13 protein-coding genes are annotated in these 13,456 nt (G+C 73.9%); 12 read left to right on the top strand and 1 reads right to left on the bottom strand.

All coding sequences use genetic code 11. The features are described from left to right. Positions 1–10: 10 nt before the first annotated feature. On the bottom strand, positions 11–1,237 hold the full coding sequence (locus JE024_RS14825; RefSeq protein WP_205374029.1) for a sensor histidine kinase: 1,227 nt from the start codon (positions 1,235–1,237) through the stop codon (positions 11–13). Between the two features lie 272 nt (positions 1,238–1,509). On the opposite strand from JE024_RS14825, the gene JE024_RS14820 reads away from it, so the two are divergent. The 12 genes from JE024_RS14820 (at position 1,510) to JE024_RS14765 (ending at position 13,371) form a co-directional block, all read left to right on the top strand. Further along, positions 1,510–1,908 carry an NADH-quinone oxidoreductase subunit A gene (locus tag JE024_RS14820; RefSeq protein ID WP_205374028.1) on the top strand — a complete coding sequence of 133 codons (399 nt, stop codon included), beginning with the start codon at positions 1,510–1,512 and terminating at the stop codon, positions 1,906–1,908. Then, the gene (locus JE024_RS14815; protein WP_205374027.1) at positions 1,899–2,498 is read left to right on the top strand and encodes an NADH-quinone oxidoreductase subunit B; all 600 of its coding nucleotides are present in this window, start codon (positions 1,899–1,901) and stop codon (positions 2,496–2,498) included. The genes JE024_RS14820 and JE024_RS14815 overlap by 10 nt, the downstream gene beginning before the upstream one ends. After that, positions 2,495–4,135 (top strand): NADH-quinone oxidoreductase subunit C, encoded by a 1,641-nt coding sequence (locus tag JE024_RS41095; protein ID WP_244882860.1) that lies wholly within the window; start codon positions 2,495–2,497, stop codon positions 4,133–4,135. The genes JE024_RS14815 and JE024_RS41095 overlap by 4 nt, the downstream gene beginning before the upstream one ends. After that, positions 4,132–5,103, top strand: a complete 972-nt coding sequence (locus tag JE024_RS14805; protein ID WP_205374026.1) for a complex I subunit 1/NuoH family protein — start codon at positions 4,132–4,134, stop codon at positions 5,101–5,103. Before JE024_RS41095 ends, JE024_RS14805 begins: the two co-directional genes overlap by 4 nt. Next, complete coding sequence (locus JE024_RS14800; protein ID WP_205374025.1) at positions 5,100–5,756, top strand: NuoI/complex I 23 kDa subunit family protein; 657 nt, start codon at positions 5,100–5,102, stop codon at positions 5,754–5,756. Before JE024_RS14805 ends, JE024_RS14800 begins: the two co-directional genes overlap by 4 nt. Next, the gene (locus tag JE024_RS14795; protein ID WP_244882858.1) at positions 5,753–6,457 is read left to right on the top strand and encodes an NADH-quinone oxidoreductase subunit J family protein; all 705 of its coding nucleotides are present in this window, start codon (positions 5,753–5,755) and stop codon (positions 6,455–6,457) included. The genes JE024_RS14800 and JE024_RS14795 overlap by 4 nt, the downstream gene beginning before the upstream one ends. Then, a complete protein-coding gene (gene nuoK, locus JE024_RS14790) occupies positions 6,457–6,834 on the top strand; it encodes an NADH-quinone oxidoreductase subunit NuoK (RefSeq protein WP_205374024.1) in 378 nt (125 codons plus the stop codon). The genes JE024_RS14795 and nuoK overlap by 1 nt, the downstream gene beginning before the upstream one ends. Further along, a complete protein-coding gene (locus JE024_RS14785; RefSeq protein WP_205374023.1) occupies positions 6,831–8,831 on the top strand; it encodes an NADH-quinone oxidoreductase subunit 5 family protein in 2,001 nt (666 codons plus the stop codon). The genes nuoK and JE024_RS14785 overlap by 4 nt, the downstream gene beginning before the upstream one ends. A 27-nt stretch (positions 8,832–8,858) precedes the next feature. Beyond that, complete coding sequence (locus tag JE024_RS14780; protein WP_205376548.1) at positions 8,859–10,421, top strand: complex I subunit 4 family protein; 1,563 nt, start codon at positions 8,859–8,861, stop codon at positions 10,419–10,421. Further along, the gene (locus JE024_RS14775) at positions 10,418–11,947 is read left to right on the top strand and encodes an NADH-quinone oxidoreductase subunit N (RefSeq protein WP_205374022.1); all 1,530 of its coding nucleotides are present in this window, start codon (positions 10,418–10,420) and stop codon (positions 11,945–11,947) included. Before JE024_RS14780 ends, JE024_RS14775 begins: the two co-directional genes overlap by 4 nt. A 168-nt stretch (positions 11,948–12,115) precedes the next feature. Then, on the top strand, positions 12,116–12,982 hold the full coding sequence (htpX, locus tag JE024_RS14770) for a zinc metalloprotease HtpX (RefSeq protein ID WP_205374021.1): 867 nt from the start codon (positions 12,116–12,118) through the stop codon (positions 12,980–12,982). Beyond that, a complete protein-coding gene (locus JE024_RS14765; RefSeq protein ID WP_205374020.1) occupies positions 12,979–13,371 on the top strand; it encodes a YccF domain-containing protein in 393 nt (130 codons plus the stop codon). The genes htpX and JE024_RS14765 overlap by 4 nt, the downstream gene beginning before the upstream one ends. Positions 13,372–13,456: the final 85 nt, after the last annotated feature.

The following is a 13,456-nucleotide window of genomic DNA, read 5'->3' as shown; positions in this document are numbered from 1 at the left end:
CCCGCTGCCGTCACCTGCCCCGGCGGGCCCGGTCCGCTCCCCGCCCGGCCGGGGCCGGGGCCCCGTCGCCGGGTGCGCGGTCGCGCCAGGGCAGCTCCGCGGTCACCGTCGTCGGCCCGCCGGCGGGGGAGTCCAGGGCGAAGAGGCCGTCCACCGCGCCCAGCCGCTCGGCGAGACCGGCCATGCCCGTGCCGCCGTCGAGCCGGGCGCCGCCCCGGCCGTCGTCGGTGACCTGGATCAGCAGCCGTGTGTCGGCCCGCCACACGTCGACACCGGCCCGTGTCGCGCGGGCGTGCTTGCTGATGTTCTGGAGCAGCTCGGAGACGGTGAAGTAGGCGATGCCCTCGATGGCCGCCGCCGGCCGCTCCGCCAGATCCACCGTGACCTGCACCGGTACGGCGCAGCGGGAGGCGACGGCGGACAGGGCGGCGTCCAGGCCGCGGTCGGTGAGGACGGCGGGGTGGATGCCGCGGGCCAGGTCGCGCAGTTCCTGGAGCGCCAGCTTCACCTCGCCGTGCGCCTCGTCGACCATCGCGGCCGCCGCCTCCGGATCCTCCAGCAGCTTCTCCTTGGCGAGGCCGAGGCCCATCGCGAGGGCCACCAGCCGGGCCTGTGCCCCGTCGTGCAGGTCGCGTTCGATCCGGCGCAGGTCGGCGGCGGCGGTGTCGACGACCACCCCGCGGTCCGACTCCAACTCCGCCACCCGCCGCTCCAGTTCGTCGGAGGGCGACAGCAGTCCCCGGACCATCGCGCGATCGGCGTTGGCCATGCCCCGGGCGAGGAACGGCAGCAGCGGCCAGAGCACGATCAGCCCCACCAGCGTGACGGAGAAGGTCAGCACGCCCCAGGGCAGCCGGATCACCGAGTACAGCACCGCGCGCCAGCCCACCGGGTCCGCCACCCGGGTCCAGATCCAGGCGAGGGCCCCCGCACCGCCGCGCTGCGGACTCGGCTCCTCGACCCGCACGCCGAGCAGCGCCCGGGCCCTCGCCCGCTCCGCCCGGCCGATGCCGCGCGCGCCGACGAGTCCGAGGGCGAGCAGGGGCAGTCCCACGACGGTGACGGCGAGGCCCGCGCCGACGGACACGGTCACCACCGCGTAGACGAAGGCGACCACCCCCAGCGGGAAGTTGGCCAGGAGGTGGGCGATCTCCTTCCAGGTCTGGCGGTCGAATGCGAGGCGCACGGGCGGGGGTCCCCCCTGGTCGTCGGCGGCTGCCGTCCTGCTGCTGGTCATGGGGCCAAGCCTGCCCGGCGCCACGGACGTACGCCATGGGGTACATGGGTGGGAGGATGTAGGGATAACCCCACCTGATACGTGACGCGACTGCTCACCCTCCCGTGGGCAGGGCCTAGACTCCCGTGCGTACGAGACAGACGACAGACGGCGTACGGCGTCCCGGCCGGCGGCGGCCCGGCCGCCGGGCGCGCGGGCCCCCGGGGGGCGCGGGGCCGGAGCAGCGCGGCGACGAGCGGGGATCGCCGGCGTCACAGGGAGCGAGGACGGACGTGCCGGAACCGACCGTGGCCCAACTCGCGGCGGACTACTTCCAGAGCTACGCGGTCGTCGGACTGCTCGGTGTGCTCGGGGTGCTCTTCGTCGCGGTGGCCTTCGGCGCCGGGCGTCTGCTGCGGCCCGTGGTGCCCACACCGGAGAAGCTGCTCACCTACGAGTGCGGTGTCGACCCCGTCGGCGACGGCTGGGCGCACACCCAGGTCCGCTACTACGTCTACGCGTTCCTCTACGTGATCTTCGCGGTCGACTCGATCTTCCTCTTCCCCTGGGCGACGGTCTTCGCCGCCGACGGCTACGGCGCGACCACCCTCGTCGAGATGTTCATCTTCCTCGGCTTCCTGGCCGTGGGACTGCTCTACGCGTACAAGAAGGGCGTCCTGACATGGGCGTGACCCCTGTGGACCTCCCCGGGCCGAAGCGGCTCGGCGCGCTGTCGCGCCTGGCCCCCGAACCGATGAAGGTGGTCCTCAACTGGGGCCGCCGCTACAGCCTCTGGGTCTTCAACTTCGGCCTGGCCTGCTGCGCCATCGAGTTCATCGCCGCCTCCATGGCGCGTCACGACTTCATCCGGCTCGGTGTGATCCCCTTCGCGCCCGGTCCCCGCCAGGCCGATCTGATGATCGTCTCGGGCACGGTGACCGACAAGATGGCCCCGGCCGTCAAGCGCCTCTACGAGCAGATGCCGGAGCCCAAGTACGTCATCTCCTTCGGCGCCTGCTCCAACTGCGGCGGTCCGTACTGGGACTCCTACTCCGTCACCAAGGGCGTCGACCAGATCATCCCCGTCGACGTCTACGTGCCCGGCTGCCCGCCGCGGCCCGAGGCGCTGCTCCAGGGCATCCTCAAGCTCCAGGAGAAGATCGCCCGGGAGTCGCTCGGCGAGCGCTACCGCCACGACGGCCCCCGCCCCTCTGCGGCGGCCCTGCGCAGTGGCCTGGTCACCCCGCCTCCCGCGCCCGGGACGGACGGGGGCGACCGGTGAACGCCTACGACCGCCTGCCCGGCGCCGTCACCGAGATCTTCGGCCCGGACGCCACCGCCGAACGCGGCTACGAGCTCCTCACCGTGGACGTCCCCGCCGCGTCCTGGACCACCGCGCTCGAAACCGCCCGCACCACCCTGGGCTGCACCTATTTCGACTGGCTGAGCGCGGTCGACGAGCCGGGCACCGGCTTCCGGGTCTGCGCCCACCTCGTCGCCCTCGCGGACGGCGCGGTGCGCCGCCTCCTCGTCCGCACCACCGTCCCCCACGACGCGCCCGCCCTGCCGACGGCCGTCGGCGTGTACGCCGGGGCGGGCTGGCACGAGCGGGAGACCCACGAGATGTTCGGCATCTCCTTCACCGGCCACCCGCACCTCGACCCGCTGCTGCTGCCGGACGGCTTCGAGGGCCATCCGCTGCGCAAGGACTTCGTCCTCGCGGCCCGGGTGGCCAAGGCATGGCCGGGCGCGAAGGAGCCGGGGGAGGCGGCCGCGGGCCACGACGGCCCGAAGCGCCGCCAGATGCTGCCGCCGGGCGTGCCCGACCCGAACGAGTGGGGCCCACTGAAGGGCCAGCTCCCGCCGGCCCCGTCCCGCCCGGCCCGCACCCCGCGCACGGCCGCAGCCGCCACCCCGGGCGAACGCCCGCCCCGCCGCACCCGCAGCGTCTCCGAGGGCTCCGCCTCCCAGGCCGCGGCCCCCGCGGCGCCGCCGCGTCGTTCGCGCAGCGCCGCCGAGGGCTCGGCCTCCCAGGCCGCCCCGCCGGCGGCCCCCGCCTCCCCGGCGCCCGCGGACCGCCCCCGCAGCTCGGACGCCCCGTGGCACCACGCCCGCCCGGCCTTCGACGCCCCACCGCCCCGCCCCGCCGAGGGCGACGGCACCGCGGACGGCACACCGTCCGAAGGCCCCGCCCGCCCGGCACCTGCCCCCGCCGGGGGAACGGCGCCGACCGGGGCCATTCCCGCCGAGCGAGCCGCCCCCACGGACGCCCCGCCCACCGAGGCCACCCCGGCGGAAGGCGCCCTGCGTCCGGCGAAGGACGAGGCCCGCCCGGCCACGCCCGCCCCGGCCGAGGGCGCCGACTCTGCCGACGGCACCGCCCCGGCCGAAGGCACCGCCCCGGCCGAAGGCACCGCCCCGGCCGAAGGCGACCCTTCCGGGGACGCCACCCCCACCGAGGCCACCCCGGCGGGAGGCGCCCTGCGTCCGGCGGAGGACGAGGCCCGCCCGGCCTCGCCCGCCCCGGCCGAGGGCGCCGACTCTGCCGAAGGCACCGCCCCTGCCGATGGCGAGCCTGCCGAAGGCACCGCCCCGGCCGATGGCGACCCTTCCGGGGACGCCACCCCCACCGAGGCCACCCCGGCGGGAGGCGCCCCGCGTCCGGCGGAGGACGAGGCCCGCCCGGCCTCGCCCGCCCCGGCCTCGCCCGCCCCGGCCGAGGGCGCCGCCCCGGCCGACGGCGACCCGGCCGAAGGCACCGCCCCCGCCGAGGGCGAGCCTGCCGAAGGCACCGCCCCTGCCGAAAGCGCCTCCGCCGAGGACGCCGCCCCGGCCGAAGGCACCCCCGCCGAGGGCACCGGACGCCCCACCGCGACCGACCACACCCCGACCGACCGCACCGGAGGCGACCCCGCGTGAACGACGTTCTCGACGTCGCCGTCCGGCTCCTCGTCGTCTTCGCCGTCTTCCTCGTCCTCCCGCTGGTCGTCGGCCAGACCGAGCACAAGGTCATGGCGCACATGCAGGGCCGCCTCGGCCCCATGTACGCCGGCGGCTTCCACGGCTGGGCCCAGCTCGTCGCCGACGGGGTGAAGTTCGCGCAGAAGGAGGACGTGGTCCCGGCCGCCGCCGACCGCCGCATCTTCCAGCTCGCCCCCGCCGTCGCCCTGCTGCCCTACCTCCTGGTGCTCGTCGCCATCCCGATCGGCCCCGGTGAGGGAGCGGTCGGGCAGGTCGTCGACGCGGGCATCTTCTTCGTGCTCGCCGTGATGGGCGTGGGCGTGCTCGGCTCGCTCATGGCGGGCTGGGCGTCCGCCAACAAGTTCTCCCTCCTCGGCGGTCTGCGGACGGCCGCCCAACTGCTCGCGTACGAGCTGCCGATGCTGCTCACCGCCGCCTCCGTCGCCATGGCGGCGGGCACGGTCTCGCTGCCCGGCATCCTCGACGCCTTCGAGTGGTGGTGGCTGCCCTGGCAGATCACGGGCGCCGTCGTCTTCTTCGTCGCCGGGCTCGCCGAACTCCAGCGCCCGCCCTTCGACATGCCGGTCGCCGACTCCGAGATCATCTTCGGTGCCTACACCGAGTACACCGGCCTGCGTTTCGCCCTGTTCCTGCTCGCCGAGTACGCGGGCATCGTCGTCCTGTGCGGGCTGACCACCGTGCTGTTCCTCGGCGGCTGGCACGGTCCGTTCGGCGCCGACGGGCTGGGCTGGGTGTGGACCCTGCTCAAGACCGCGGTGCTCGCCTTCGTCGTCATCTGGCTGCGGGTGTCCTACCCCCGGATGCGCGAGGACCAGCTCCAGAAGCTCGCCTGGACCGTGCTCGTACCGCTCGCCCTCGCCCAGATCGCCCTCACCGGCATCGTCAAGGTGGTGATCCAGTCGTGACCCCGATCCCCGGATCCGGCCTCGCCAAGGGCCTGGCCGTCACCCTGCGGACGATGACGAGGAAGTCCGTCACCGCGCAGTACCCGGACGTCCTGCCCGAACTGCCGCCCCGCAGCCGCGGGGTGATCGGCCTGTTCGAGGAGAACTGCACGGTCTGCATGCTCTGCGCCCGGGAGTGCCCGGACTGGTGCATCTACATCGACTCCCACAAGGAGACGGTGCCCGCGGCGGCCCCCGGCGGCCGCGAGCGCAGCCGCAACGTCCTCGACCGGTTCGCCATCGACTTCTCCCTCTGCATGTACTGCGGCATCTGCATCGAGGTGTGTCCGTTCGACGCGCTCTTCTGGTCCCCGGAGTTCGAGTACGCGGAGACGGACATCCACGAGCTCACCCATGAGCGCGACAAGCTCCGCGAGTGGATGTGGACGGTGCCCGCACCGCCGCCGCTCGACCCGGGGGCCGAGGAGCCCAAGGAGGTCGCGGCGGCGCGCAAGGCCGCCGAGAAGCTCGCGGCAGCCGAGGCGGCCGAGGCAGCCGCCGCGGCGGAGACCCCGGCGACCCCGGACCCGCCCGGCCCGGGACCGGCCACCGGCCCAGGCCCCGGCCCCGCTTCCGGCCCCGGCCCCGCTTCCGGCGAGGGAGGCCCCGCATGACGCTCGCCCAGGCGGCCCCGCAGGGCTTCCTCTCCCCGACCGGGGTGGAGGTCGCGTTCCTCCTCGTCGGCCTCGTCACCCTCGGCGCGGCCCTCATCACCGTGACCACCCGTCAGCTCGTGCACGCCGCGCTCTGGCTGGTCGTCGCGCTCGGCGGCCTCGCCGTCGAGTACCTCCTGCTGACCGCCGAGTTCATCGCCTGGGTGCAGGTGCTGATCTACGTCGGATCCGTGGTCGTCCTGCTGCTCTTCGGGCTGATGCTCACCAGGGCCCCCATCGGCCGTTCCCCGGACGCCGACTCCGGCAACCGGCCGCTCGCCGTCGGGGTCGCCGCCGCGGCGGCCGCCGCCCTCCTGTGGGTGGTGCTGGACGCCTTCCGCACCACCTGGATCGACCTGGACGGACCGGCCCACGGCTCGACCGAGGTCACCGGCCAGATGCTCTTCCAGCACTGGGTGCTGCCGTTCGAGGGCCTGTCCGTCCTGCTGCTCGCCGCCCTCGTCGGCGCCATCGTCCTCTCCCGCAAGGGCGCGGCCGACCGGGCGGCCGCCGGCACCGGCGCCACCCGCTCCCGGACGGTGAGCGGGCCCCGCCCCGGCGGCGGAGGCCCCGCCGAGAACGCCGAGAACGCCGAGAACGCCGAGAACGCCGAGAACGCCGAGGACATCAAGGACACCGAGGACCCGGAGGGCACCCGCTGATGCACCTCGCCTACCCCGCCGTCCTGGCGGTCCTGCTCTTCTGCGTCGGGCTCTACGGCGTCCTCGCCCGCCGCAACGCGATCCTCGTGCTGATGTCCGTCGAGCTGATGCTCAACGCCGTCAACCTCAACCTGGTCGCCTTCGACGTCTGGCTGCGCGACACGCTCCACGCCGGCCAGGCGCTCACCCTCTTCGTCATCGCCATCGCCGCCGCCGAGATCGGGATCGGCCTCGCGATCGTGCTGATGGTCTACCGCAACCGCGGCTCCTCGGACGTCGACCGCCTCAGGGACACCGCCGAGAGCCGCCACGACGCGCCGTCCGACGCCGGTGACCCACCCGCGGACCGCGAGGAGAAGGCCGAGGCCACCGCGTGACCACCACGACCCTCGCCGTCCTCGTCCCCCTCCTTCCCTTCCTCGGCGCGGCGGCCGGACTGCTGCTCGGCCGCACCGCCCCCGGGTTCGTGCGGCCGCTGGCCGTCCTGCCCGTCCTCGCCGCGACCGTGCTCGCCGTCGTCGTCGCCCTGCGGCAGGACGGCGGCCGGGCGATCGAGGCCGCCACCGAACTCACCCCCACCGGCTCCGTCCCGATCGACCTGGCCCTGTACATCGACGGCTTCGCGGCCCTGGTCGCCGTCCTCGTCGGCGTCGTCGCGACCTGTGTGCAGATCTACTCCACGGCCTACCTCCGCGACGATCCGCGCTATCCCTCCTACGCCGCGCTGGTCTCCCTCTTCACCGCCGCGATGCTGCTCGTCGTCTACTCCGGCGACCTGATGGTGCTGCTGGTCGGCTGGGAGATCATGGGCATCTGCTCGTACTTCCTCGTCGGCCACTACTGGGAGACGCCCGAGGCGCGCGCCGCCTCCCTGAAGGCGTTCCTCGTCACCAAGCTCGGTGACGTCCCGTTCCTCATCGGGCTGTTCGCGCTCGCCGCCGACGCCGGCACCTTCCGGATCACCGGCATCCTCGACGCCGTCGCCGCCGGCACCGTCGAGAACCCCACGCTCGTCGCCCTGCTGCTCCTCGCCGGCGTGGCCGGCAAATCCGCGCAGTTCCCCCTGCACACCTGGCTGCCCGACGCGATGGCGGGCCCGACGCCCGTCTCCGCGCTGATCCACGCCGCGACGATGGTCGCGGCCGGCGTCTACTTCACCGCACGGCTCCTCCCGCTGTTCGCGGCCTCCGCGGCCGCGATGACGGTGCTCGCCGTGATGGCCGCCGTGACGATGACCGGATCCGCGCTCGCCGCCCTCGCCCAGGACGACATCAAACGCGTCCTCGCCTACTCCACGATCGGTCAGCTCGGCTACATGACCGGCGCGCTGGCCGTCGGCGACCGTGGTGCCGCCGTCTTCCACCTCCTGTCCCACGGCGCCTTCAAGGCCGTGCTCTTCCTCGCCGCCGGCGTGATCATCCACGCGGCCGGCACCAACTCGCTCGCCGCCATGTCCCGGATGAGCGGCCTGTCCCGGCGCGTCCCGGACGCCTTCTGGACGATGACCGTCGCCCTGCTCGCCCTCGCGGCGATCCCGCCGTTCGCCGGCTTCTTCTCCAAGGAAGCCGTCCTCGTCGCCGCCGAGCACACCGCCCTCGGCGACTCCGGGACCGCCCCCGCCGCCGCGGGCTGGGCCGTGCTGATCGCCGGTCTGGTGACCGCCCTGCTGACCGCCGCGTACGCGACCCGCCTGTGGCTGCTCGCCTTCCGCGGCCGGGGCACCGAGGCGCCCGACCACGGCAGGCAGCCCGTCGCCATGACCGCCGTGCTCTGGGTCCTCGCGGTGCCCTCGCTCGGATTCGGGCTGACCACCGGCCTGCTGCCCGGCTGGTTCGACGGCCACGACCTGGCGCCCACGCTGACCACGGCCGTGCTCGGCACCGGCGTCGCCCTCGTCGGCGGCCTCGTCACCTACGCCGCCTGGCGCCACGCCACGGCCTTCGCCGGCCACCCCCCGATCGGCGCCGTCGCCGCCCACCCCGACGCGGAACCGGCCGTCTCCGAGGCCGAGGCCATCGCCTCGCACACCCCGGCGTACGGCTCCGTCTCGGACGCCCCCGACCCCGCCGACCCCTCGCGGCTGCTGCTCGGCCCGCTGCACCGGCACGCCGCCGCCGGCTTCCACCTCGACGCCGTCTACTCCGCCCTCTTCGTACGCCCGGTGCGGGCGGGCGCGCGGCTCGTCCGCTTCCTGGACCGCGAGGTCGTCGAGACCTACGTCAGCGGATCGGGCACCGGAGTCCGCTGGCTCGGCACCGCCGTCCGGCGTGCGCAGACCGGCAATGTGCAGACCTACCTCGCGGCGCTGCTCGCGGGCTCGGTCGTCCTCGCCGTGGTCGCCGTCGTCCTGTCCAACGTGAACGCGGGGTCGTGAGCCGTGATCGATATCAGCGAGTCCGTGATGCAGTTCCTTCTCGCGTTCGTCGTCCTCGCCCCGCTCGCCGGGGCCGCCGCCGCGCTGCTGCCCGCACCGCCCGGACTGCGCGGATCCGGCCCCGACCAGGCCGTGCTGCGCCACGGTGTGACCGTGACCGGCGCGGTGCTCGTCGCCGCGGTGGTCCTGGCGCTCGGCTTCGACCACGACCGCCCCTCGGCGATGCAGGCCACGACGGACATCAGCTGGATCCCGGCACTGGACGTGCGGATCCACCTCGGTGTCGACGGCATCTCGCTCCCCCTTCTCGTGCTGACGGCGTTGCTGACCTTCCTCTGCGCGCTCCACAGCTACTTCACCAGGCCCGCGGGACCCTCCCCGAAGGCGTTCGTCGCCCTGCTCCTGGTCCTGGAGGCCGGCACCCTCGCGACCTTCGCCGTCCTGGACCTGGTGCTCTTCTTCCTGGCCTTCGAGATGGTGCTCGTCCCGATGTACTTCCTCATCGCCCGCTGGGGCGGTGCCGGACGGCAGGCGGCCGCCTGGAAGTTCATCCTCTACACGCTGCTCGGCTCGGTCGTGATGCTGCTCGGCCTCCTGCTGATCGGGCTGAAGGCCGGCACCTTCGACATGGTGGCACTCGCCACTGACAACGGCCGCGGCCTCACCACGTCCGTGCAGGTCACCGCCGTACTGGCGATCGGGATCGGGCTCGCGGTGAAGACCCCGATGTGGCCGCTGCACAGCTGGCTGCCCGACGCCCACACCGCCGCCCCGACCGTCGGCTCGGTGCTCCTCGCGGGCGTCCTGCTGAAGATGGGCACCTACGGGTTCGTGCGCATCGTGCTGCCGGTCGCGCCCGACGGGATGCGCGTGTTCGCCCCCTACCTCGCGGCCTTCGCCGTCGTCGGCATCGTCTACGGGTCCCTCGCCTGCCTGGCCCTGGCCCGCAACGGCGCACGCGGCGACCTGAAGCGCCTCATCGCCTACTCCTCCGTCGGCCACATGGGCTTCGTGCTGCTCGGCATCGCCTCCATGACGCCCACCGGCGTCAACGGCGCCCTCTTCGCCAACGTCGCCCACGGCCTCATCACCGGCCTGCTGTTCTTCCTGGTCGGCGCGGTCAAGGACCGCTACGGCACGGCCGACCTCGACACCCTCGCCGGAGCCGGCGGCGCCGCCCTCTACGGCCGGGCGCCCCGGCTCGGCGGCCTGCTCGCCTTCGCCGCCGTCGCCTCCCTGGGGCTGCCGGGCCTGGCCGGCTTCTGGGGCGAGATGCTCGCGCTGTTCGGGGCCTTCGACCCCGCCGAGGGGCTCAGCCGGCCCGCGTTCCTGGTGTTCATGTCGATCGCCGCGTTCGGGACCCTGCTCACCGCCGCCTATCTGCTGATCGTCGTGCGGCGGGTCTGCATGGGCGGCCCCCGGCCCGTCCCGGAGACGGACGCCCCCGGCCTGACCGACGTCCGCGGCCACGAGTTCGCCGCCTGGACGCCCCTGGTCGCCCTCACCGTCCTCGCCGGACTGTGGCCCGCGGTCCTCCTCGGCCTCACCGACCCGGCAGTGCAGCAGCTCCTCGCAGGAGGCAAGTCGTGACCGTGGCCGCCGACAGCGTCACCAGCCTCGTCCAGTCGGTCGACTGGCTCACGATCGCCCCGCCGACCATCACCGCCCTCACCGCCCTCGTGGTCCTGGTCGCGGACCTCTTCGTCGAGGAGCGGCGCAAGCCGCTCCTCGGGGCGGTCGCGATCGCGGGCCTGGCGGCCGCCCTGCTCTCCCTCGCGCCGCTGCGCGAGGGCGACCGCTCCACGTTCTGCCTCACCACCGACCCCGGGACGTGCAGCTACACCGCGGACCACTTCACCCTCGCCATCCAGTTCCTGGTGCTGGGCGGCGCCCTGCTCACCGCGGTGCTCTCGCTGACGGAGACCCGGCGCCGGCTGCCGGCCGGCGAGTACTGGTTCCTGCTGCTCTCCTCGGCGGCCGGCGCCGCGCTGCTGCCCGCCTCCCGGGACCTCGCGACGCTGATCGTGGCCCTGGAGGTCGCCTCCCTGCCCGCGTTCGCCCTGGTCGGCCTGAAGCGGGGGGACCGGCGCTCCAGCGAGGCGGCGCTCAAGTTCTTCCTCTCCTCGGTGACCGCCACCGCCGTCACCCTGCTCGGCGTCAGCTTCGTCTACGCCGCCACCGGCAGCCTCCACCTCACCCAGGTCGCCGCCGGCCTGGAGGAGGTGCCGGGACAGCTCGGCACCCTCGCCGAGGCGGGCGTCGCCCTCACCCTGGTGGGCTTCGCCTTCAAGACCGCGGCGGTCCCCTTCCACTTCTGGGTGCCCGACACCTACGTCGGCGCCCCGCTGCCGGTCGCCGGGTATCTCTCCGTGGTCGGCAAGGCCGTCGGCTTCACCGGCCTCATCCTCGTGACCGTGGTCGCCTTCCCCGGCTACGCGGACATCTGGGGCCCTGCGCTCGCCGTCCTCGCCGCGCTGACCATGACGGCGGGCAACGCGGCGGCGCTGCGCCAGTCGCCCACCCGGGACGGCAGCGCGATCCGGCTGCTGGCCTGGTCGTCGGTGGGGCAGGCGGGCTATCTGCTGGTCCCCGTCGCTGCCGCTGCCTACTCCAGCGACGACCAGATCGGCGCCACGGTGGCCTACGCGCTGATGTACGCCGTGGTGAACCTGGGCGCCTTCGCGGTCGCCGCGCTGGTGGCGCGCAGCCACCCGGCGAACCGGGTCGCCGACTACCGCGGCCTGTACGCCACCCGCCCGCTCGCCGCGCTCGCCATGGGCTTCTTCCTGCTCTGCCTCGCCGGGCTGCCGCCGGGCATCATCGGCCTCTTCGCCAAGGTGACCGTCTTCTCCTCCGCCGTGGACGCCGGACTCGGCTGGCTCGCCGTGGTCATGGGCGTGAACGTGGTGATCGCGCTCTTCTACTACCTGCGCTGGACGGCGCTGCTCTTCCGCGCCCCGGCGAAGGCGCCGGACGCCGCCGAGGCCCCCCGGCCGGTCCGCCGGCGCACGCCCGCGCCCGTCACCGCGGCCATCGCCCTGACCGCGGTCATCGGCGTCGTGCTCTCCGGATATCCGCAGCTCGTGCTGCGCTTCGCGGCCGACACGCTGTTCTGAGCGGCACCGCCCCGCTCCGGGCGCCACCCGGACGGCCCACGCCCGCCGCCCGGGAGCCCGGGGAACCCGCGTCCTTCGCCTGGCGTTGACCAGTAGAGAAGGGTCCACTGGAGAGTGGAGCGACACCACGCAAAGGGTCCCCCCGCCGCACCACTTGGAGGGCGTACCGTGCACCGCCGGCACAACGGGCTCAAGACAGCCGTACTCCTCGGAGGGCTGTCCGCGATCATCCTCGTCATCGGCAGTTTCTTCGGCCGGACGGGGCTGCTCGTCGCGCTCGTCGTCGCCCTCGGTACGAACGCCTACGCCTACTGGAACAGCGACAAACTGGCCCTGCGGGCCATGCGCGCCCGCCCGGTCAGCGAGTTCGAGGCCCCGGCGCTCTACCGGATGGTCCGCGAGCTGTCGACCGCGGCCCGCCAGCCGATGCCCCGCCTCTACCTCTCCCCGACCCAGGCGCCCAACGCCTTCGCCACCGGCCGCAACCCGCGCAACGCCGCGGTGTGCTGCACCGACGGCATCCTGCGGCTCCTCGACGAGCGGGAACTGCGCGGCGTGATCGGCCACGAGCTCAGCCACGTCTACAACCGCGACATCCTCATCTCGTCCGTCGCGGGCGCCCTGGCGTCGGTCGTGATGTTCCTGGTCAACTTCGCCTGGCTGATCCCCATAGGCCGCTCCGACGACGACGACGGACCGGGCCTGGTGGGCATGCTGCTGATCATGCTGCTGGGCCCGCTCGCCGCGTCCGTGATCCAACTGGCGGTCAGCCGCTCCCGGGAGTACGAGGCGGACGCCTCCGGAGCCCAGCTGACCGGCGACCCGCTCGCCCTGGCGAGCGCCCTGCGCAAACTCGACGCCGGCACCAAGCAGCTCCCGCTGCCGCCGGAGCCCAGGCTGGAGACGGCGAGTCACATGATGATCGCCAACCCCTTCGGTCCCGGCCGGGGCGGACTGTCGAAGATGTTCTCCACGCACCCTCCGATGGCGGAGCGGATCGCCCGACTCGAGCAGATGGCAGGTCATCGCCCGTGAAGACAATTCTGAACGTCATTTGGCTGGTCCTGAGCGGCTTCTGGCTGTTCCTGGGGTATCTGCTGGCGGGTCTCCTGCTGTGCATCACCATCATCGGGATCCCCTTCGGCCTCGCCGCGTTCCGGATCGGCGTCTACGCGCTCTGGCCCTTCGGCCGCACCACCGTGGACCGCCACGACGCCGGCGCGCCCTCCCTCGTCGGGAACGTGCTGTGGATCGTCCTCGCGGGCTGGTGGCTCGCGATCGGCCACATCGTCACCGGCCTCGCGCTCTGCGTCACGATCATCGGCATTCCGTTCGGCATCGCCAACTTCAAGCTGATCCCCGTGTCGTTGATGCCGCTCGGCCGGGAGATCGTCCCGACGGACCGCCCCTTCGCCGGCGTCTGAGCGACCGCCCGGCACGGTGGGCCCGCGTCCGCCCCGGCGTCCGCGGGGGCCACGGTTCCGCGTACGTCCGAGCGGCCGCACGGCC

Origin of the sequence: Streptomyces zhihengii, assembly GCF_016919245.1 — a bacterium.
In the GTDB taxonomy this organism is placed as follows: Bacteria; Actinomycetota; Actinomycetes; order Streptomycetales; family Streptomycetaceae; genus Streptomyces; species Streptomyces zhihengii.
This window is presented reverse-complemented; position numbering and strand designations above follow the sequence as displayed.